Below are 22,519 nucleotides of genomic sequence, written 5' to 3' on the forward strand. Positions count from 1 at the left end.
TCCTTTTGGTTTGAAAACTAATAGGTAGTTGATCATTTTAACTGGTTCGTATTATACATTATGTATATATCCCTTTTTTGAGCATGTCTACATAAAAATAAGTAAAAGCACTCGTTTAAAGAGTGCTTTAAAATGGATACCAAAAGTTTTGAAATACGTTTAATTTTAAATATACCGCAACAATAAATATGAAAATACCGGCAAATAAAGCTATGAAATCTTCACGTTTCGCCTTACTTGTATAAAACCATGTACGTTTATCCTTCTTTCCAAATCCTCTTAAATCCATTGCATTTGAAACCGTATCTATTCTTTCTAGAGAATGAATGATCAGTGGCCAGAAAATTAAAACACGGTTCTTCATACGAACCCATAAACTTGCTTCTCCTTTTTCAAAAGCCACCCCTCTCGCTTCTTGCGCGTGTTTAATAATTTTATACTCAGACTGGATGTCAGGAATATAACGTAGTGCAATATTTATTGCATAAGTAATCTTATAATGAATACCAAGTTTACTTAAGTTACTTACAAATTCGCTTGGATCTGTCGTGTAAATAAAAAGAAGTGTAAATGGTAATAACGTAAAATACTTTAATGAAAGTGTAGCTGCATAAAATAATGTTTCATATGTAATCGTTGCATATCCAACATGTAAAAACGCGGTATATGATTCAGTTAATTCAGATCCATGAGTTGGTGTAATCAATAAAATCATGACAGAGTTTAATAAACTAAATGTAAATATGACACTAAAAACAATTAAAATTTTACGAAATGGAATTTTAGCAATGCTGAGCCCGATACACCCAATAATAAATAATATTAGCAACACCCGAAAATCAAAAAACAAAAAAGTAAGCGTCATACAAAAAATAAATAAAAACAATTTCACTATCCCATCCATACGATGAAAATATGTACTATGCACCTTCCTCCCTCCTATTACTGTCTAAATAAAGCTCCATAAATTTTTCTGGACATGCAATCCCACTAAATTTAACAAGCTTGGTTAAAGAACTCTCTCTTAAGTTGGCTCTTTGTAACGTTTCTTGATCGCCTAATACATCAAACACTGTATTATCCGCAATAATTTTCCCTTCATGTAGAACTACTGCACGGTCTGTATATTCTAGCGCGAGATTCATATCGTGAGTGATAAAAACAAATGAAATTCCCTTTTTAGCTAGGTTTTTAATAAAAGACATAAATTGTTTATAGTGATAATAATCTTGTCCCGCTGTCGGTTCATCTAATATGATAAGTTTAGGATTTGTTGTTAATACAGATGCGATTGTTAATCTCTTCTTTTGCCCATAGCTTAGTGCTTGAATTGGCCAATTACGAAATGGATATAAACCACAAATTTTTAAAGTTCCTTCTACTCTATTCTTAATTTCTTCCTTAGAAAAATTATGTAATGTTAATGTAAATGAAACTTCTTCAAAAACAGTAGGCTGTGTAATCATATGATTTGGATTTTGCATCACGTAAGATATGATTTCCCCACGTTTACGAATAGACCAAGAACTAATATCTTCACCTTTTAACAAGATTTTCCCATTTTTCATTTTGTTTATGCCTATAAGACTATGAGCTAATGTTGATTTCCCTGCTCCATTATGTCCTAACAGTGCCACAATTTCTCCTTCATATATTGAAAGGTTTACATTTTCTAATACTTTTTGTTTATTAGAGTATGAAAATGATAAATTCTCCACTTTAAGTAATTCCTTGTTTTTAGTATTCCCTTTTAATATGACTTGTTTCTCCATCCACTCTTTTATAACGTTGCTTACCTTTTCTTTTTGAAGGTTTTCCATTGGATATATTACGTCATTATTACTATCAAAATGTAATCTCTTTAATGCTTCGATGTAAATAGGCTCTCTTAAGCCGATACGTGGTAATATATTTGACGCTAAGATTTCTTTTGGTGTTCCTATCGCAATGACTTTACCTTCATCAATTAATATAATTTTGTCTAAATCCAGTTTTAAAATTTCTTCTATTCTATGTTCGATAATAACAATCGTTTTATTATATTGTTCATGTATATCTTTCATAAGTTCTATCGTATGTAAGGCGCTTAGTGGATCTAAATTAGCTAACGGTTCATCGAACAATAATATATCCGCATTTGTTGTTAATAAACCAGCAAGAGAAACTGTTTGCTTTTGACCTCCTGATAATTCATGTGGACTTTGTTTATGAAACGTATGCATCTTCACCTTTCTTAATGAGTCCGAAACAATCTTTTTCATGTCATCTTGCTTTACACATTCATTTTCTAAATAAAAAGCTACATCTTCTTCTACTGTCAGACCAATAAATTGAGCATCTTGATCTTGCAAAATTGTTCCTACCTGTTTACTTTGTTCAAAAATACTTCCTTCCCTCGGGTCTTTACCGGCAATTAAAACGTTACCTGTGCTATTCCCTTCGTAAGAAAATGGGATTAGCCCATTTATACAATGAGCTAATGTCGACTTTCCTGAACCACTTCGTCCAGCAATTAGCACTTTTTCCCCAGGGTATATATGAAAGGTAATATCACTTAAAGTAGGCTGCGCAGCATGCCCATATTGAAAGGTGAATTGTTCAAACGAAATAATTGGTTGCATGTTGACATCCCTACTTTTCAATTTTTAAATGTGTATGTTTCTTATTGGATTTCGCCAGACCAATTGTAAGTGGCAATCCAAGTACTAAGAAAACGATGACATCGGAAATTGTTGCTCCTAATACTTGTATAACAATTTTGTCAAATGGTTCCCCCATCACAATAATATCGAATGCCCCAGCAAATATAATAGCAATGACAATACCAACTAGCCCAGTAATTGCTAAATAAGAAATATCCCCCTTCTTAAATGACCCGTTTTTCACACTAAAACCAACTCTTTTTTGAATAAGCCCCATTGAAAAACCAATAATACCTGAACTAATAACCCATCCCCACCAAATCCCCCATCCAGCAATCGTATCTGTTACGGTATGACCGATAAGTCCGATTAACAGTCCTGCCACTGGACCAAATAATGCTCCAAAAACAGTTAATATAGCTAATGCTGGTTTAATAAATGTATTCGGTGCAATAGAAAATCCCCAAAGTCCTAATATCCCGTATAATGCTGCTCCAATACCGATTGCTACTACTAACTTTGTTGATAATTTGTTCATGACAATTCCCCTCTCATATTAGTCAACTTTTATTACTCTATATTTAATTTAAAAATGAATTATGCATCGACACTCCCTTTCTATACAACAAAAAAATGACCTCTTACATAAGAGGTCATTTTCTTTCACGTTCAAGAATCCTCTTATCTTTCAAAAAACACATCGTGTCCTCTGCGGAATTAGCACCTTCCTATAAAATTGCATAGGGGTTGCTGAGGTTTCTTAGGGCCGTTCCCTCCACCTCTCTGGATAAGTATTAATTTGTAATTCGTATTATGGCACTAAAGAATGTTAATTTCAACACTTTTCTTACTATTTTTATTTTTTGTTAAATAGATCATTTAAATCATTGTATTCTTATCGGGATTATGAAATAATAAATTCAAAATCGTTTCGGGAGGAATGCATTATGAAAGTTATTGGTTTGATTGGAGGATTAAGTTGGGAATCTACATCATTATACTATAAACATATTAATACACTTACACTCTCTCAATACGATCAAAATGCAAAGTTAGTTTTATATAGTATGGACTTTGGTGAAGTAACTACTTTATTACAAAACCATCAATATGAAGAAGTGAAAAATGAACTAGTTACAGTTGCAAAGAAAGTTGAAAAATCTGGGGCTGAATGTTTACTAATGTGTTCAAATACCGTACATCTATTTGCCGAGGAAGTAGAACAAGCAATATCTATCCCGCTTCTTCACATTGGTGATGTAAGTGCTAAAGAAATGGTAGAACAGAATATAAAACGTATCGGACTATTAGGAACAAAACAAACGATGGAGCAAGATTTCTATAAATCACGATTAGCGAAATATAACATTGAGACAATTATCCCAAATGACGAGGAAAGAACTTTTATCCACCATGTCATATTAGATGAATTAAGTAGAGGGATCATTTCAGAAACATCTAAAGAAAAGTTATTACAAATTACAAAATCATTAATTCAAAACGGCGCTGAAGGTATATTATTAGGCTGCACTGAAATACCTTTACTCATCTCCCAAAATGATCTTACTGTTCCCGTTTTTGATACTGCTTTTTTACATGCAAATACTGCTGTGCAATTTGCTGGATAAGAATATACAAGCATAAAGGTGAGAACCTCTATGCTTGTATACAGTTACGACTATTTATCCCGCTATTTATGGGTAGTAAAAAAATCCCTACCGATTAAAGTTTTACTTTATTTAAAAGAGATTCAATAACTGCAATTGCTTCTTTTGAACCACCACATTCTAAAAAGCTATCATTAAGTTTTCTTATACCATGTTTATACTTTTCATTTGAAAGAACATCTGTTACGGCCTCTTTTAAAGTGTGCACATTAACATGTTCTTTCAATAGTCTATGTGCCGCTTCAAGCTCAGTTAATCTTTGCGCTATCATTGGCTGGTCTTTATCATGCGGTATTATTACAAATGGGACATTATAATGAATGGCATCGTGTACGCTATTCATACCGCCATGTGTAATAAAAACATCTGCTTCATTTAATATTTCTGATTGAGGTACGTATGGAGCAATTATAAAATTATCTGGTGCTTTCTTAATTTTAGAGATATCATTTCTATCACCAATTGCCATTACAACTATCCCATCAAAATCTGAAAAAGTATCAATACAAGTATTAAAGAATGGTTCGAGTCCTTCAAGCAGTGTTCCCATTGAAATATAAATAACTTTCTTTTCTTTAAGTGATTCCAGTGGAAACTTTATATTTGTTTTACGCTTTGAAATACTCGGTCCAATAAAAATGTTATTTTCTCCGAACGATTCGTTATTAGGTTGGAAATAGCGACTTGTGTATACGAGACAAACATCACCCTTATTATTCATAAATTGAAGATTATTCTTTGGTTTTACTCCAAATTTATGTTCCATCTGATTTAGTAATTTTTCAGAGATTTCCTCTGGTTGGAATGGCATATCTGCATTTGGATGAAAAGGTAATGTCTTCAAAAATTCTGGCGGAATTAAAAATATAGGTGAGGACACTACACCTGGAACTTGTAAATACTCCTTTACTAACTCTCCTGCGCCAAATATATCATAAATTACGAAATCAAAATTTATACTTTCACATAATTGTTTCGTAATTTCTAATATATATAAAGAAGTTTGAACATGCACATGAAAGAAAGCATTTAACCCAGATGAGGTTTCAGCATCAATAGAAATCTCTTTTAATAAATCCGGATGAATATGTACAGTAGCTCCTAAATCTTCAATTCTATCCTTAAAGTTTGCCGTTGTAATATAATGTACGTTATCCCCTCGTTCAGTAAAAGCTTTTACTAAATTTAATGTAGGGTTTACATGTCCCTCTGCTGGAAAATTAACCACTAAAATATTTAGCACTTATTCCTCACTCCTTACATTTCATTGTTTTAATTAAGCATACTGTTATTTGTACAAGTAATCTTCCCCTAATAGTCCTAATATGCTTGCTACATTATATTGATAAATAATTTTCAGTCATCAACATAAAAAAAAGCATCTACCTATGTAGATGCCTAACCGTGATAAGGAGTGTTCTGTGAGGTTAAAACAAGCGTTTCTGCTTGTCCTATGCTATCAATATATGATTTATTTTATAAAATGTGAATCGTTAATAGAATTATTTTATCCATTTTATATGGTCAAATGGATAAAATACCATTTCTACTTTACCTATTATATTTGATTCATCAATAAGTCCAAGTGTATTCCTACTATCTTTACTATGATTACGATTATCACCTAACACAAATAATTTATGCATAGGAACTTTTATTTCTCTAAAATTGGAAAAACGATTGGATACTTGTGACATATCTAAATGTATATACGACTCATCACGCTTTTTACCGTTAATAAATACCTCATCCTTTTTTAGTTGTATGTTATCCCCCGATAATCCAATAATTCGTTTCACATAGTAAGTAGGCTCGTCTTCTTTTTTTATAATGACAACATCTCCATGATGAAAAGACGATAAACAGACGTTTACCTTATTAACAAGTATATAATCTTTTTCATTCAAAGTAGGTTGCATCGAAATTCCTTCTACCATACAAAATAAAAAGAACTTATTAATAAAAATAACCCCTATTATAATTAATATGTAGCTACATATGTTCCTCCAATATTTTAGAATAAACAGCTTCATATATACCTCATTTCTAATCTATCCCCAGATAAAAACGCCTCTAGTTTACAGGAATGCTAGAGACGTTTCGTACATTTTAATTCTCTTTAGAGGCATCCGTTTTTGGCGCTTCACCAGTTAACCGCTTATTTTTCAAATCAAAATAAGCATCTAAAACTTCTTTTCCAATATCGGAGTTAATGCCCGATTTATCATTTTCAACCCACGGTACTACAACAGAAAATGCTACTTCTGGATCATCATATGGCGCATATCCAGCTAATGTTAAGTTATAACATTCTCTACGATCGCCTTTCGCATTTCGCCCAATTGCATTTTCTCCACCATATACAGTTTGTGCGGTCCCTGTTTTACCAGCTGGTTTATATGGTGCTTTTTGGAACGCTCTTACTCCTGTTCCATCTCCTTCTTGAAATACTTTTCTAAATCCTTCTTTTACTTGATTAATATATTCTTGTTTCATATCGATTCTATTTAAAACAACGGGTTCTATTGATTGTACTACTTTACCAACCTCATTTTTTTGAACGGTTTGTTCTCTAATCTCTTGAACAATTTGTGGTTTCATTCGATATCCTCCATTTGCGATAGTCGAAATATATTGTGCAAGCTGAAGTGGCGTATACGTATCATATTGCCCAATAGAATAATCTAATAAGAAACCAGGCTGATTATCTTTTTTTCCAATTTGCCCTGCAGTTTCATTTGGTAAATCAATACCAGTTTGTACACCTAGTCCAAATTGCCTGAAATAATATCTCATTTTATCAAAATATTCTTGTTTAATATCTAGTGAACTATTTTTCACATAATCCACACCAGCAATTTTTAATGCTATATTAAACATATAAACGTTTGAAGAAACTTGTAACGCTCTTAGATCGTCTATATCACCAAAATTTTTCCAAGACTTCTTTTCCTTAGTTCCTTTAAACTTCATAGGTGCATCATAAAAATGTGTTCCAGGAGTTATTGCATTTGTTTCAAACCCTGTTAACACTGTCGCACCTTTAACCGTTGATCCAAGCTCATATGAACTTGTCAGCGTGCCTAAAGCATAATCTTCTACTTCCATTTTCCCGTCTTTTTCTACAAGCCTTTTCCCAGCCATTGATAATACTTGGCCATTTTTAGGATTCATCATCACTACGAAAGCACGGTCTAACATTGATTCTGATCCTTTATATTGTTTTAATATTTTTTCTATGCTCTCCTCTACTTTTTTTTGCAATTCCATATCTATTGTTAAAGTTAAATTTTTACCGCTTTTTCCTTCCGAGACCGTTTCCGTTCTAATAGTATTTCCTTGTTTATCAGCAATGCTTCTTACTTCTTTTTTTGTACCATGAAGTACATCTTCGTATTGCTGTTCGATATAACTTTTACCGACCCTATCATTTCGGCTATAATCACGCACTAAATAATAATCTAATCGTTCACGTGGCAATCCTTCATCAGCGTTTGAAACGTTACCAAGAACAGAACGGAATAGACCATCATTTACATAGATTCTCTCCCAATCAACTGATGCGTCTACTCCTGGAAGGTTCGCTAAATTTTCACTAATCACCGCATATTCCTGTTCACTAACGTCCTTTTTAATAATTTGAGGTGCCATTTGAAAACCTGAGGTCATTTTACTTTTAATAGCTAACACTTCTATATCTTTAGCCGTTAGTTCTTGAAGATTTTTATCTGTAACGCGTTTCCTTTTTAAATCTTCTATTTTTTTGTCTAGCTCTTTTCCGGTAATATCCTTATCTCGGAACTTATCTATTTCTTTTTTTGATACTAAGTCTTGAGCAAGTTCTGGATTTAATTGCATCCAAAAGTCTTTCTTATCAGTCACAGTTAACTTATCTATATCTTCTTGTGGCATTTCAATAATATCTGCAAGTTGTCTTGCTGATTTTAATATTTCTTCTTGTTTTACACCTTTCACCTTTGTATATGTAATCGTACGTAAAGACTTATTATCAACTACTGGATTTCCTTCACGATCAAATATTTTCCCACGTGGTACAGAAAGGCCCACGGTTGCATTTTCTCTCTTCTCTAATTCATTTTTATATGTTTCTCCATCAAAAATTTGCACTTTCCCTAATTGAATAATAATGCCAGAAAATAATAAAAATACACAAAGGAATAAAATATTTAACCGGAGAGGTACTACTCTACCACTTTTCTTCTCTTGCTTTTTCACTTTGTCATAATCTCCTCCTTACAATATTTCAAATAATAATCACATTTCTATATTAAAAGTAATGTACAATTTCTATACATTGCTTTGTACAAATATTAATATAATGTTTAAAACTTAATAGAAATTAAAACAAAGGTAAAGAAAAGGTAAAGTTTACTAAATTAAATATAAAAAATACCCAATAACAAAAAGCTTAGTTTTCACTAATCGCTTTGTTATTGGGTATTAATTGATTTAAGAATTACTACTAGTGCGTATTGCTATACATTTATCGTCACAATTAGAAAGAGATTGTTTACTTAGTACTTTCGGTAAGTAAATAGTTACTGTTGTCCCGATACCAACCTCGCTCATGATACTAATTGTCCCTTGATGACTTTCAATAATTTTATAACTTAACATTAATCCAATACCAGTTCCTTTTTCTTTCGTACTATAAAAAGGTTCACCTAATCTCTTAATTCTTTCTTCAGGTATTCCTATTCCTTCATCTATTACATGAATGATGACACCATCATCATTTATTTCTTTTATGTGAATTGAAATTTCCCCACCATTTGGCATAGCTTCGATTGAATTTTGCAAAATATTAATAAATACTTGTTTCAATTGATTTTCTGAGCATTCAATAATTATATCTTTGTCATCCGTAAATAGTTCAACTTGAATATTTGTCATAATTGCTTTTGTATTCATTAACGATACGACATTTTTAAAAATTTGATAAATATTTTTCTTTTCTGTATTTATCTCATCTGTTTTAGCAATTGCCAGAAATTCTTGCAGGATCGCTTCTATCCTTTCAATTTCAGAGAGCATAAGATCAAAATATTTTTCTTGATCTTCTTTATTAATTTGAAATAACTGTATAAATCCTTTAATTACAGTTAAAGGATTTCTTACTTCATGAGCCACGCCAGCTGCTAATTGACCAATTGCTGCAAGCGTATCTGATTTATTTAGCAATTCTTCTGTCTTTTTTCTCTCTGTAATGTCGCGTACAATAATCATAATTTTATCATGTAATAATGGTAAGCACCTAGCCTCAAAGAAATTAATACTTCCATTAAGTGTGAGTGGATATTCTACAATTACATTCGTTCCTTTTTCCTTCACTTGATTAATGGCTTCCTGAAACTGCTGTGCTACTGAAGATGGTAATACTTCGTAAAACTTTTTTCCCATAAAAGCTTCTGCAGGTACGTAAAACTTTGTAGGAGATCCTGCCTTGTAATCTATAATTGTGCCATCATCTTCTGTTAAGAAACATAAATCTGGTAAAGCTTTAAAAATTAATTCCAGTTCAGATGTTTGTTGTTTTAACTGCTCTTCTATCGCTTTTAAATGTGTAATATCTACACCAACAGCCCAATAACTATATCCTGTTACAGGAAACTGTTCTGATATATTCGACCACATTATTGTTTTGACTTCACCATTTTTACATGTTAAGTGCATTTCCCAATCTCTGAAATTTTTTCCACAAGTTAAAAATTTCTTTTGTATTTGATGGCGATAATTATAATCAGGATACAGTAATTGCAGTGCATTGGGATTTCCAATTATTTCTTCAGCGGTATAACCTGTTACAATTTCACATTCTCGATTCCACAAAACAAAATCTCCATTATAATCAAGCGCATCGACCATAACAGGCATGTTTTGTAAAATCGTATGTAGTTCCTCCTCTTTCCGAGAAAGCAATGTTGTATTTTTGCTTTGAAATACTTTTATTGCGCCATCTAAAATTAAACTTGAGAGCATTTCAAAGTATTTTTGACAACTGAAAATTTCGCTTTTTTTGGACCATACAACAAAAGATCCTAAATGTTGATTGTATAAGAAAATGGGGATTTCAATCTTTGGAAGTTTACTCTTTTTTATCTCATTCATTCCGAATGAAAAAACACACTGTTTTTCAGCATCAAGAAGTTGATGTGATATGTTAGTTAATTTATAAAATTGTTCTGCCATGGTTTCTATTGTACTCACATCAATAAGTTCCATTAGCCGCGAATTCATTCCTTTTTCACCTCAATATGTAAAATTAATACAAATCTAAAATTCATACTTCTCCATTATACGAAGAAAGCTAGTGTAGGTATATAGCTGTAGAATAATTATTCTAACAAATTTTATTTTTCAATTAAAATAAGAAAAGAATATATATACTGAATATACCTTTAATTAGTATATATTTCGTTGATTCCTCACTTATTGTCTAGGTAACTTGAATTCCTTCTTACATTCACTGAATTTTCACTTGAGAGTCATACGCGTCACTAATAGCGGTATAAACATGCAATAAGTATAAAGTTCATAAAATATTCACAATTTTTATGAAAAATATAAACATTTATTCCAATATATTCTATATAATAAAATGTAATAAGGCTTCTATGAATCTCATAGAATACCTTACCCCTAATAAAAAAGAAAAAAGAATCCATTTGGATTCTTTTTTCTTTTTTAATTACATTACATATTTATATAAAGCATGTGCCACACCATGTTCTTCATTTGATAACGTTTCGTATTTACACATTGCTTTTATTTCTTCTACTGCATTCCCCATTGCAATTGATATGTTCGCTTTTTCCATCATAGAAACATCGTTTAGCCCATCACCTATCGCTACAGTGTTTTCAACTGGAATATTAAGATGTTCTGCTAAAGTATATAATCCATTCCCTTTTTGAGCATCTCGATGATTAATCTCTAAATTGTGCCAATATGAAGATGTAATTGCTAAATCTGTATTATGAAGAAATGTTTCTTTGAGTTTTTTTAATTTCTCAATTTCATAAGAAAATGGTAATAGTTTATGCACATGTATATCTGTTTCTACAATTGGTTTACAACTTTCCGCACTATGAAACGCTGTATGCTCAAGATATAATGCTGCGATTGTTTCTAACTCTTTCAAGTCGAAATTTTCTTTTGAATTCTTCACATGCTCAATTTCATTACGTACACTCTCTACTCCATAATCCGGCACATACACACCTTTATCAGTATAGAGCTGATAATATAAACCATTCTCTTCAAGATATTCTACAATTTCAAGTGCCTGCATATTTTGAATTGGATATCTCTTCATCATTTTTTTATCTTTATATATAAGAGCACCATTTTCCGCAATGATTGGACACTCTAAATCAACTTCTAACAATAATCGCTCAATGTCAACAATTGAACGTCCTGTACAAATTGCTACAACATGGCCAGCTTCTTGACATGTTCGAATTGCTTCTGCATTTTCTTTACTTATCATTTTATTCCCCGAAAGAAGAGTTCCATCTAAATCAATTGCGATTAATTTCATTATTTCTTCACCACTTTCTATAAATACACGAGTTCTAATTAATTATTAGGTATCGTTTTCATACAATCCTCGTGAGGTACTTCTTATTTATAATTTATGAAAAGCGTTTCAGGTCAAGAAATAATTAAAAATAAAATCCAAAGCTTTTCTTTTTAAAAAAGCTTTGGATTTTAAACTATGAATTATAACTAATGTATTTTGTCTCACACATGTACACATTTTTTTCTTCAGTTGGTATATATACTTTAAACTTTTCTAACCGTTTTCCATAGACATGAATCGTAATAACGCTTTCATTTTTGCTAATTTCAAGAATATGACAATCCGCTGGTGGAATTACTTTATCTGTTTCTCCTTCTCCCAAATAAAGATTTCCTGTATGTGTTAAATAAACAAGTGAATTTCCAAGTTGTTTCGTTTGTATAAAGTTCTGCACCATAATCCTTCCTGAAAAAACGCCTTCTACTCCCCATGTGCCGTCATGATCATGTAAAGGTGTAGATTGTCCATCTTTCCATACGAGAGCTAGTACTTCAAAACGTTTGAGCGGATCTTCATACAATAAATGTCGTGCATATTGAGTCAAATTGGCCTTCTGTTTATCTAACGGAAGCCATGTTTTCTTTTCTAAAAGTTCTTCTAGTAACTTTTCAATGCCACACACTATTTCTTCTTCAAATAAACCGTTTTCCATAAGATCTGTAACACCTTTAATAAACTTTTGAAATGATTTACTTCCATTACAAGTCAACATAAGAATCCTCCTCTACGTTTTATACAATTCCATATTAAGGTGATTACCGAAAACTCACAATTGAGAAACAAAAAACAAGATGCAAATGTATGCACCTTGTTAAGATTTTTATTTAGCTTTCAATCGAATAGGTAAGTATTTTAATGTTTGTTCATTTTCCAATATACATTTTTCTAAACAGAAAGATGGAGATAGCTCTATTTTTTCAAAAGCATTTATAAAGGTAGTTAATGCAATCTCAGCCTCTAAACGTGCAAGTGGTGCTCCTAAGCAAAAGTGAGGACCTTTCCCAAAGGTTAAATGCTTTTCATTTCCTGTTCGATGTACATTAAATTGAGAGGCTTGTGAAAATTTTTTCTCGTCTAAATTCGCTGCACTAACCCACGCAACAATCATCTGATCCTTTTTCATTAAAGAACCAAATATATTTGTATCCTCTGTAATCCTCCGGGCTAATGTAACAGGAAAGCGATAGCGTAATACTTCCTCAATCGCTTTTGAAATTAAGTTAGGTTCTTTTCTTAACTCTTCATAAATTCCAGGTGAATCTACTAAAAAGCAATAAAAGCTATTAATAATTAAATTTGTAGTGGTTTCATTCCCAGCTGCTAGTAAACCTAATGAAAAGGTTACAATTTCTTCATCGGTTAATCTTTCGCCTTCATATTCAGCTCGAATTAAATCAGAAATGATATCATTGGTTAAATGATATCTCTTTTCCTGAACAATCGGTAGAAGGTATGCTTTGAATTCATTTAATGCTATCCCTTTCTCAGCATCCAGATCATTAAACTTTTCTTTACTATACGGCATAAATAAAATATCAGACCATTCTTTAATTTTTTTACGATCTGTTGTTGGGACTCCTAATAAATCAGAAATAACGGTAACAGGTAAAGGTGCAGCAAACTGTTCAACGATATTAACTTCACTACATTTTTCGATATGTTGTACAAGTTCATCTGCGATAGCCTGTATTCGAGGTTTCCACTGTTCTAAACTTCTTGGAGTAAATGCCTTAGAAACAATGGAACGTACATTGCGATGTTCTGGTGGATCTGTAGAGTTTATATTTATTCTAGTTTCTAAAGGAGGGATTGAGAATTGTCTGCGCTCCCTTCTACTTGAAAATAAGCGATAATCTGATAAAACACGATTTACATCATCATATAAAAAAACATTCCATACATCCTGCTCTTCATCATAATGAACTGGGTGATTATCCCTCATCAAACGATACCATTCATATGGATTCCATAATTCTTCTTTTGTTTTCAGCTTTGAAATTTCATGAACTAAAATAACATTTTCAGGTGAAGCCATAGTTCTTTCCTCCCTTTTCTTTTACAATAAAAGTGATAGGTCGGCAGTTCAAAGTTGTATAAACTATCATATGTTATTTTAACATATACTAAAGGGGATTTTTCATTAAAGAACTTGAGAAATATATAAGGGGGATTTTTATGTACGTTGATATTTTACTACTAGCAGAATTAACGACCGGACCAAAACATGGATATGAAATCAAAAAAAATGTTCAAAATCGTTTAGGTGAGAATTTTGAATTAAATCACAACATGCTTTACCCTGCCCTTCGGCGCTTTGAAAATATGGGTGCTATAACGAAAAAAATACATAAACAAGTTGGAAAACCAAACCGAAATATGTACGATATAACAGAAACAGGAGAAGAAATTTTTTCTGAAATGTTACGAGAGTTTCCCGAAAAACTTGCGACAAATAATGCAGAATTTCTTGTTCGTATCGCGCTATTTGAAAAACTTGAATATGAAGCTAGAAAAGAGATTTTGACTGTACGTCAAAACGTACTACATAGTCAACTTACCGCTATTCAGTCTCTAGAGGTTACCTCAGCCTTTATTACTGAAGTCATTGAATTTAGTAAATCACGAATTGAACATGAATTGAGTTGGATTACATCACTTATGAAGAAAATATGAAAAAATAACAAAAAAAGCTAAAATTAATGAATGAAAATGATATTTATTATCAATACTATCATTAATAAAAGGGCAACCACGATTTGGCTACCCTTAAAGAATTTACACTTCTGGATCAAATGTTTTGCAATCTGTTTCTTCCGTTGTAGATGCATGTTTACCTTTATGACTTACTACGTAAATTGCCTCTGCACTACATTTATTACCGTTCGCCCAAAATTTACAGTTGTTTACTTCACATAAAACGTCTTGTGCCATAGTATCACACCTCCTTGTTCTATTATCATTAACAAAATTCGGAGGTATGATACTATTTGTCATCCATTTTTCATTCCCTTTTTAGCTTTCTTAATGGTTCAATATCTCCGCGTACAATAGCATCAATATTTCCAGTTATTTTTTCAATATCAAAATGCCACCATTGAATTTGCAATAATTCTTGAATTATTTCATTTGAAAATCTCTCTTTTATTTTATTTGCAGGGTTTCCACCAACAATTGTATATGGTGCGACGTCTCTAGTCACAACAGATTTAGCTGCAATGATTGCACCATCCCCTATTTTTATTCCGGGCATAATTGTTGTATCCATACCAATCCAAACGTCATTTCCTATAACTGTATCACCTTTATAAGGTAAATCAGACAAACTAGGTGTATACTTCTCCCACCCATTTCCAAATATATTAAATGGATATGCCGAAAATCCATCCATCCGATGATTGGCTCCGTTCATAATAAAGTTAACTCCAGATGCAATACAACAAAACTTTCCAATAGTAAGGCGATCTCCAAGAAATTCATAATGATGTAATACTCGATCTTCAAATGTTTCTCCATCTTTCGCATCATAATAAGAATAGTCACCAACAAGTATATTAGGTTTTGTTATTATATTTTTTATAAATTGAACGTTTTGATTGCCTTCAATAGGGTATTTAACATTTGGATTAGGATTCATTTTGTATAGCACTTCCTTTACCACTTATTTCACTTTCTACCGCTATTACTGGCTTTAAATTGTATATAGGTAAAATAAACAATAATCCAATTATAAAAAGTAAAGCCGTCCCTTCATACATCATACTTAATGAAAACATCTCTTTTAATGAGCCAGCTATACTCATCGTTACTACCATTGAACCGGTAAAAAGCGGACTTAAAATACCATTTACACGACCTATAAAATCGGTATCGCTATTTTGAATAATAAGCGTATTAATACCAATTTGGATACAAGGAAGAGCTAAACCACTAAAAAGCTGCGCTGTAAGTGTCACCCATAAATTTGTAGAATATCCTATAATGCCAATACCAATTGCTTGACCAAGCATACCGATAATTAACATCTTTTGCGGAGCAACGTTTTTCGCAAATACCATTGCTAATGCTCCGCCAACAATCATTCCCGCACCATTTACTGTTAGTAGCCACTGTAAACTCTCTTTTGATAATCCTAACTGCTCAGTCACAATAAATATACCTAATGGCTGAATTAATCCTATACCTAGTCCTGCAGCCATAAAACAAAGCCCTAGCAAAGTTAATGCTTTTTTCTTTTTGACATACTTAATACCATCCTTCATCTCCTGCAACAGAGTGATATCCTTCTTTTCTACGTCGTTTTCAAGATCTTTCGGAAGGAATAACAATACAACTGCCGCAAGTAAAAACGAAATACCTGTTATGATGATTGAAATATAAATTCCAAAACTATGAAAGATAAATGTCCCTAGTATTGGTCCTAATACCATAAATATTGCAAATATCGTTTGATATATAGACATTGCTAATTGAATTTGTTCCGTTGATAAATGTTGTTTAAACAACTTCATTCCAGATGGTTGTGAAAACTGTGAAAGGATTGCAGAGATGAGTGTCACAAAAAACACAATTTTCCACGTTCCAAACATAAGCGTAATTAATACAGCGAATACTGAAATGGAACTTAACGTTTCACACCATATCATTGTCTTCTTTGGCTTCCACCTATCAGCAAAAGTACCGCCAATAAATGAAAAAATAAAAATTGGAGCGAATTCAGCAACTGAAATCATCGAAATAGCAAAAGCATCACCTTTTGTCATTTCCATTACATATAGTAATACCGCAAAGTTTCGAACCCATATTCCTATTTGTAAAAATAATGCTGATGCTAAAATCCCTTGAACAAACCGATTTTTTAATACTTGTGATACCCCATTGTTTTGTTTCGTTACTACATTTGTCGACATAAAAAAGCCTCCTATTTCATGTTCTGAACAGGAGGCAGCACAAATCATATAAAAAGACTATATATTCGCAGAGCGAAATACATCCCTTTTCTATAAATGTACAGACTAACCCTATTCAGAAGAATATTTCGTTTTTTAACGAAGATCTCTTACAAATAGAATTAGTTGATCATTGGGATGTTTTCACCCTTCCGTTTCGAATTTAAATAACACATACATACTCTATGTAAATCATTTTCGATGTATGCATGTCTCCTTTTAACTATTCTAGAAAGTTAAAGGCAATTCCTCTAAAGAACGCATTAAATAGTTACCTTGCCATTTAATTTCTTCACGATTCCCTTTTATTTGTAGTTCAGGCATTCGATTAAACAAAGTAGTAATAGCAATCTTTGCTTCTAACCTCGCAAGTGGAGCGCCTAAACAGAAATGGCTACCATGACCAAAGGCAATATGACGATTATTTTCCCGAGTAATATCGAATACTTCTGGGTTTTCAAATACAGTTTCATCACGATTTGCAGAAGCTAAGGCAATGACAACCATATCTCCTTTTTCGATTGTTCGGTCGTGAATTTGAAAAGGTTCCGCTGCCCATCTTGCAGTTGTAACCTCAACTGGAGAATAATAACGCAATCCTTCCTCAATAGCCGAATCAATTAGTTTTGGATTATCTTTTAATAACTGTAATTGATTTGGATTTTCAAGAAGTGCTAATACCGTATTTGTAATTAAATTCACTGTCGTCTCGTGTCCTGCTACAATTAATAGCATTATCATTGAATATAGTTCCCGAGCGCTAAGTTTATGCCCTTCACTCTCTGCAAGTATTAAAGCACTCACTAAGTCTTCTTTTGGCTCTTTTCGTTTAATATCAACTAAATATTGAAGATATGTAATAAACTCAGATAGTTGTTTTTCGGTCTCTTTTATTTCTTCAGGTGTTTCTGGTGATGCAATAACAGCATGAGACCAAATTCTAAATTTCGCTTGATCTTCTTTTGGAATACCGAGCATCTCACTTATTACAATAATCGGTAATGGAAATGAATAATCATCCACAAGATTTAATGTACCTTTTCGCTCTATATCACTTATCAACTCATCTGCTATTCTCTCAATTCTTTTGTCTAATTGTGCAATCATCTTCGGTGTAAAAGCTTTTTGAACTAAAGATCGTAAACGACTGTGGTTAGGTGGATCTGAATTTAGCATATGTGTTGTTAAGTGGTCACTATTATCAACGGAAAGATACATGTTCTTTATATCTTGAGAAAACACATTTGTCCAATCTTTTTTTAAACGATTATCTTTTAAAAGTGGCAGAGCATCTTCATATCTAGTAATGAGCCATTCTTTACCGATTTCAACTTGGTTTACAAATAATATAGGTTGTTTTTTTCGCGATTCTTTATAAATTTCATACGCATCTTCTTTAAACTGAGCTGAAGCTAAATTAATGCCATCCTCTATGCTTAACCCAACTTTGTTTTTCATTGACATTGTATTCCCTCACTCTCATTTGTTTTTGAAAATCAACCCAACATATGCATTATACTCTAATAAAAACGTGAAAATTGTAAATTTTTAATCAAAATCTTACTTCGTATATTGAAAAATAAAAAAGTGAGAGAGTAAAATCGTTTCACTCTCCCACTTCTCTTTATGCGAAGCACATAAAATTACTAATTTGTTGATAGCGATAACTTACTTTACGACGACGACCACCTTGCCACGTGTAACCTGACACTCCATTTCTTCTCACTTCAGTCGGGAAGAACCATAAATCTCTTCCGAAAGGACCAGGACGATGTAAGCGTAAATAGCCCCATCTTCCTAGACAGTTACACATCCATGATTTCATATTACCTGGTTGTGCTGGAGAAGCAAATGTAGACGGTAACGACGGCGCTTGTGACGGAGGTGGTGACGTTGGAGCATCTTCTGCATCATCTGGTCTGTAATCTTCTTGTTCAATATCTCTCACTTCATTTGTAGGTTCATACCCGTAGTCATGTGGATTATAATACATCGCTTGATCATATGGATAATTTTGTTGGTTATACATATTAACAAATCACCTTCTTTTCATTCATTACCTTTACCATTCATATGTGATATGCCCTCTCTGGGAAGCTTATGTATAGCCCAAATTCAACTTAAAAAGCTCGTATTATTAAAAATACGAGCCTTTCAAAAATAGAATATGTTTATTATTTCCTTAACTTCACACTATAAAAACGCATTTCATCTAACGAACCTTCAAATTCAAATACTTCTTGTTTAATTAATTGTTTCAAGCGATATTCTAAGAAAGTATCTCCAACTAACTGTTCAACAAGACCAAGTGCTTCACCAATTACTCTAGGAGCTTTAAGGAACTCTCGATCAGCACCCACACTTTTCGCGCATTCAATTATAAATTGATCAAAATAATCTTCCTGTACAGAATGCACTTCATTTTCTTTCCAAACTCTTAAACATTCTATGCTTTCCGATAATCTATCCCACTCATTTTCAAACTTCATGCGCTTCTCTTCAGTTAAATAAGGTAGCTTTATAAAACTTTTTTGGAATAGAGCTAAACTTTCAGGTGGTAATTCTCCCGTTCCACGAATATCATACTCTTGTTTTAATATTTCTCTACTTGCTTCAGACGTATTAATAACTCGAATATTTTTCTTATCCTTTAATTGTGCCATTACAAAACTTAGGCCTACATGTTCATGTGCATTATCAGCCTTCCAAATTGTAATAGGCGTTTCAACAGGAATAGTATGTAGTTCTTCTATAGTTGCTATAAATCTTGATAAATATTCTTCTTCAAAATAACTATCATAAGCAGTTAAGTTATTTATTAACCACTTCTGTCTTGCTAGTTGCCCCTCATTCGTATGCAACCTATATATCGGTCCAATTGAAAAGAATTCCGAAAAAGCAACAACACTCTCTTCAAATAATTCTTCTTGACTTAACATATATTTTAAGCAACCAGCCGTTGAATCATCAAAAGCAATATGTACGTGCGCACTTTCTTTTACATTCCTTTTATAAGTAGGATTACTCGTTAATTGTTTCGGAATATCCATCAAATTTTTAATTGTATCTTCACTGTAGTTTTCTTCTAATAAGTTTAACTGTATGAGAATACTTTGAAGTAAATCTTTAGCCTCATCTTCGTACATATCCTCTACAGCATTTTTAATTTTATCTATCACACAAATCCCTCTATTCATTTCAAAAATAACGTAGATTATAGTGTATCATTTTAGTATAGTTCTTTAAAGTCAAATCCAGATTGCTACAGCAATCTGGATTTTCAACAAAAGCTCTCCTTATATTTTTGAATTGCTAAATATTTTACTTTGAAAATCTTTGTATCTAAATGTATAATTATATAAAAACAAAAATATAGGAGCTATATTTATGGAGAAAGTACTTACTAATTATAAACATTACTTAAAAAATTGGAGATTTATATTTATTTGCATACTACCTGCTATTGCCTTATTCGTTACTTTCTATGTCATCTTCGAACTACTGTTTCATCAAAATTTCTACTTATCTAACTTAATTTCTGCTATCATATTATTTTTAATATTTATTAACGTTAAAGATAAATTTAACATTAAAGGCTAAAGAACACTATTTCAAAATAGCCCTTTATTATTGCATCCTACTATAAAATAAGACTCGTAGTAGATTTTCATAAAAAATAAGAGCACCCTGCAATTGGATGCTCTTATGTGATTAGAGGTTTTTTCTGAGTATTAAGTAGGACACGAAGATCTTGTCCTACTATATAATATATGCTTGTACTTATTATTTCGTGCATGTATTAAGAACCATGTTCAGGTACTTAATATATGCATAGTCATTGCTATAAAATCTACTCAAATATTTACTGTACGATTATCATATTTATAAATTAAAAAACATCCCTAATGGATGTTTTTTATCTAACATTTTAAGCTTCCATAAACTTAGCCGGTACACCAATTTTTTCAACTACAGAAGATATATTAGTAGGATTAATCATTACATTTTCAATACATACTAATTTATTTTCTAATATCCCATTCTCTGTAGTAATAAGTTCTTTAAACCGATCTAAAGTCATTGAGAATTTATGTTCACTTCCACCATTCATACTAACTTTTACATACTTCATAGTGTCACCGCCTTTCATAATAATTTACATTTCGACAAGAAGGCGCTTACATCCTTTTTATTTACTCTTAGATTTCTCACGTTTACATATATGTTGAGAAAAGAAACTACTATTATTCACTCACAAAATTATCGCTAATAAGAAAGATAAAGATAAAAATGCACAAAGTGGAATATATAAACCGGTATCCATTCTTGCAAAGTGCGTATCTTTTTGTCGTTTAAAGATACCAAAATAGTTAAACTCACCAATCACTCTAATAGAAAAGACAATCATACAAATCCAGGAACCGACTTGAATAATAACATTAGGAACTGCAAAATGAACAATATTTGCTTGTTACAACAAAATTATTGCTGCCATACTTAATAATAATGCAATGAACAATGTCATTCCGGCGCGAGGTGTAAACGCCTTTTCCCCTGATTTAGTTGGAATAACACTATTTGTCCCCCAATTACCTCCGAAAGCCCAATATACATGTAAAAAGCTAACTAAGAATAATATGCAAGCAGATATATATGTAATGATAAGCATTTTATCCTCCCCTTATTTTAGTTCCTATCTATAAAATATGCTATTCCCCTCCGCAATAGCAACCTTCATTTCATTACATAAAAAAACCGTAATGATTTATCAATATTAAGATAAGTCATTACGGGGTTATTAAACTTCATTATGCATTATACCTATTTCTTCGGCGTTCCATCCTTGTTTGACCTTGAACTGCATTTTCTTTGTATGGATCTATTTTCTCTGTCATTTCATATGTTGCAACTGGTTCTTCGTACTTATATTCATGGATTTTTTCTGGCATTTTACTTTTAGATTCTTTCCCACCAAACTTAAATAGTTTCATCTTTAATTTCGGTAATCTTGGAAGACGAATCTTAAATGATAATCTTTTGCGTTTCTTTTTTGGTCCAAGTAGATTTATATTTTCTTTATTATTATCTTTCTCTTTGCGGTGAATGAACATCGCAAGTAATCCTCCTATTACAAGTCCTCCAATTAATAGTAATATATATACATAATGGCTTGTCATTAAACTCGTTATGCGTTCAAGTATGACTAACGACTGTACTTCTTTTATATCCCATAGTAAAGCGGCCCATAATGAGAATAAGCCCAAAGTAAGTCCATATGTACGAAAACGGAATAAACATGGAATTAACGCGACACATGCAGCAATTTTCGCATTTGCTATGATTGAGCTTGTTGAAATATCTTGATGCCAAATAACTAACAGTAATGTTATAAATGGCGCATACGCTATCCAACTGCATATACGTGAATACATCTTTTTAGCAAAATAACTACCGAAACTAGTAAAAAATAAAAGCCCTCCAATATATATAGATTGTTCTAGAGGGATTTGCTTTGTAAGTCCTGCAATTGGAAAGAGGCCGCTCAGTAGCATTAAGAGCACATCTAATTTCTTCACAATTCCCCATTCCTTTCAAATTTTTTCAATTAATAAAAATCGTTTTTCCATATGAAATAGTTTTTGTATTTCTAAAAAACATATT

The 22,519-nt window shown here is 32.1% G+C and carries 21 protein-coding genes, 1 pseudogene and 1 riboswitch; of the genes and pseudogenes, 3 read left to right on the forward strand and 19 right to left on the reverse strand.

What is annotated here, in order from left to right; all coding sequences use genetic code 11:
- Positions 1–127: 127 nt before the first annotated feature.
- Genes AU379_RS10765 through AU379_RS10775 form a run of 3 tightly spaced genes read right to left on the reverse strand, consistent with a single transcriptional unit; the run spans position 128 to position 3,180 of the window.
- On the reverse strand, positions 128–928 hold the full coding sequence (locus AU379_RS10765) for an energy-coupling factor transporter transmembrane component T (RefSeq protein ID WP_000556362.1): 801 nt from the start codon (positions 926–928) through the stop codon (positions 128–130).
- Positions 921–2,621, reverse strand: a complete 1,701-nt coding sequence (locus tag AU379_RS10770; protein WP_001182506.1) for an ABC transporter ATP-binding protein — start codon at positions 2,619–2,621, stop codon at positions 921–923. The genes AU379_RS10765 and AU379_RS10770 overlap by 8 nt, the downstream gene beginning before the upstream one ends.
- 10 nt (positions 2,622–2,631) lie before the next feature.
- Complete coding sequence (locus AU379_RS10775; RefSeq protein WP_001038208.1) at positions 2,632–3,180, reverse strand: ECF-type riboflavin transporter substrate-binding protein; 549 nt, start codon at positions 3,178–3,180, stop codon at positions 2,632–2,634.
- Positions 3,181–3,320: 140 nt separating this feature from the next.
- A riboswitch (SAM riboswitch) is annotated at positions 3,321–3,436 on the reverse strand.
- 153 nt (positions 3,437–3,589) lie between these two features.
- Here AU379_RS10775 and AU379_RS10780 point away from each other — a divergent pair.
- Positions 3,590–4,270, forward strand: coding sequence for an aspartate/glutamate racemase family protein (locus AU379_RS10780; protein ID WP_000864394.1), 681 nt, complete (start codon positions 3,590–3,592; stop codon positions 4,268–4,270).
- A 94-nt stretch (positions 4,271–4,364) separates the two neighbouring features.
- Here the strand turns inward: AU379_RS10780 and AU379_RS10785 are convergent, their stop codons facing one another.
- From AU379_RS10785 to AU379_RS10815, 7 genes are all read right to left on the reverse strand, one after another.
- The gene (locus AU379_RS10785) at positions 4,365–5,552 is read right to left on the reverse strand and encodes a macrolide family glycosyltransferase (protein WP_000932142.1); all 1,188 of its coding nucleotides are present in this window, start codon (positions 5,550–5,552) and stop codon (positions 4,365–4,367) included.
- A 259-nt stretch (positions 5,553–5,811) separates the two neighbouring features.
- Positions 5,812–6,342 (reverse strand): signal peptidase I, encoded by a 531-nt coding sequence (gene lepB / locus AU379_RS10790; RefSeq protein ID WP_000765191.1) that lies wholly within the window; start codon positions 6,340–6,342, stop codon positions 5,812–5,814.
- A gap of 76 nt (positions 6,343–6,418) precedes the next feature.
- Positions 6,419–8,545 carry a penicillin-binding protein 2 gene (locus AU379_RS10795; RefSeq protein WP_061139229.1) on the reverse strand — a complete coding sequence of 709 codons (2,127 nt, stop codon included), beginning with the start codon at positions 8,543–8,545 and terminating at the stop codon, positions 6,419–6,421.
- A gap of 234 nt (positions 8,546–8,779) precedes the next feature.
- Positions 8,780–10,567: a PAS domain-containing sensor histidine kinase gene (locus tag AU379_RS10800; RefSeq protein ID WP_001088567.1), complete on the reverse strand. Its 1,788-nt coding sequence runs from the start codon at positions 10,565–10,567 to the stop codon at positions 8,780–8,782.
- Positions 10,568–11,018: 451 nt separating this feature from the next.
- Positions 11,019–11,870, reverse strand: coding sequence for a Cof-type HAD-IIB family hydrolase (locus AU379_RS10805; RefSeq protein ID WP_000766385.1), 852 nt, complete (start codon positions 11,868–11,870; stop codon positions 11,019–11,021).
- A gap of 175 nt (positions 11,871–12,045) precedes the next feature.
- Positions 12,046–12,624 (reverse strand): cysteine dioxygenase family protein, encoded by a 579-nt coding sequence (locus AU379_RS10810; protein ID WP_000954437.1) that lies wholly within the window; start codon positions 12,622–12,624, stop codon positions 12,046–12,048.
- Between the two features lie 108 nt (positions 12,625–12,732).
- Positions 12,733–13,947 carry a cytochrome P450 gene (locus tag AU379_RS10815; protein WP_061139230.1) on the reverse strand — a complete coding sequence of 405 codons (1,215 nt, stop codon included), beginning with the start codon at positions 13,945–13,947 and terminating at the stop codon, positions 12,733–12,735.
- A gap of 140 nt (positions 13,948–14,087) precedes the next feature.
- On the opposite strand from AU379_RS10815, the gene AU379_RS10820 reads away from it, so the two are divergent.
- Positions 14,088–14,585 (forward strand): PadR family transcriptional regulator, encoded by a 498-nt coding sequence (locus AU379_RS10820; RefSeq protein WP_000289122.1) that lies wholly within the window; start codon positions 14,088–14,090, stop codon positions 14,583–14,585.
- A 102-nt stretch (positions 14,586–14,687) separates the two neighbouring features.
- On the opposite strand, the gene AU379_RS10825 is transcribed toward AU379_RS10820, so the two are convergent.
- The 6 genes from AU379_RS10825 to AU379_RS10850 form a co-directional block, all read right to left on the reverse strand.
- Positions 14,688–14,843 carry a DUF1540 domain-containing protein gene (locus AU379_RS10825; RefSeq protein ID WP_000046095.1) on the reverse strand — a complete coding sequence of 52 codons (156 nt, stop codon included), beginning with the start codon at positions 14,841–14,843 and terminating at the stop codon, positions 14,688–14,690.
- Positions 14,844–14,913: 70 nt separating this feature from the next.
- On the reverse strand, positions 14,914–15,546 hold the full coding sequence (locus tag AU379_RS10830; RefSeq protein WP_001069249.1) for a Vat family streptogramin A O-acetyltransferase: 633 nt from the start codon (positions 15,544–15,546) through the stop codon (positions 14,914–14,916).
- Complete coding sequence (locus AU379_RS10835) at positions 15,536–16,819, reverse strand: MFS transporter (protein ID WP_000106395.1); 1,284 nt, start codon at positions 16,817–16,819, stop codon at positions 15,536–15,538. The genes AU379_RS10830 and AU379_RS10835 overlap by 11 nt, the downstream gene beginning before the upstream one ends.
- A 267-nt stretch (positions 16,820–17,086) precedes the next feature.
- Positions 17,087–18,322: a cytochrome P450 gene (locus tag AU379_RS10840; RefSeq protein ID WP_000062129.1), complete on the reverse strand. Its 1,236-nt coding sequence runs from the start codon at positions 18,320–18,322 to the stop codon at positions 17,087–17,089.
- A gap of 160 nt (positions 18,323–18,482) precedes the next feature.
- Positions 18,483–18,887, reverse strand: coding sequence for a hypothetical protein (locus AU379_RS10845; RefSeq protein WP_000282680.1), 405 nt, complete (start codon positions 18,885–18,887; stop codon positions 18,483–18,485).
- A 145-nt stretch (positions 18,888–19,032) separates the two neighbouring features.
- Entirely contained in the window at positions 19,033–20,037 is a 1,005-nt protein-coding gene (locus tag AU379_RS10850; RefSeq protein ID WP_000565683.1) for a DUF1835 domain-containing protein, read from the reverse strand.
- 208 nt (positions 20,038–20,245) lie between these two features.
- Between AU379_RS10850 and AU379_RS10855 the strand changes: the two genes are divergently transcribed.
- Positions 20,246–20,458: a hypothetical protein gene (locus AU379_RS10855; protein WP_000416828.1), complete on the forward strand. Its 213-nt coding sequence runs from the start codon at positions 20,246–20,248 to the stop codon at positions 20,456–20,458.
- A gap of 328 nt (positions 20,459–20,786) precedes the next feature.
- On the opposite strand, the gene AU379_RS10860 is transcribed toward AU379_RS10855, so the two are convergent.
- From AU379_RS10860 to AU379_RS10870, 3 genes and pseudogenes are all read right to left on the reverse strand, one after another.
- On the reverse strand, positions 20,787–20,990 hold the full coding sequence (locus tag AU379_RS10860; protein WP_000878372.1) for a hypothetical protein: 204 nt from the start codon (positions 20,988–20,990) through the stop codon (positions 20,787–20,789).
- 120 nt (positions 20,991–21,110) lie between these two features.
- Positions 21,111–21,527: pseudogene (locus tag AU379_RS10865) on the reverse strand (DUF3995 domain-containing protein).
- Between the two features lie 139 nt (positions 21,528–21,666).
- Positions 21,667–22,434 (reverse strand): DUF3959 family protein, encoded by a 768-nt coding sequence (locus AU379_RS10870; protein ID WP_000732183.1) that lies wholly within the window; start codon positions 22,432–22,434, stop codon positions 21,667–21,669.
- Positions 22,435–22,519 lie beyond the last annotated feature (85 nt).

It is taken from the genome of Bacillus sp. JH7 (assembly GCF_001563515.1).
Taxonomy (GTDB): Bacteria; Bacillota; Bacilli; order Bacillales; family Bacillaceae_G; genus Bacillus_A; species Bacillus_A cereus.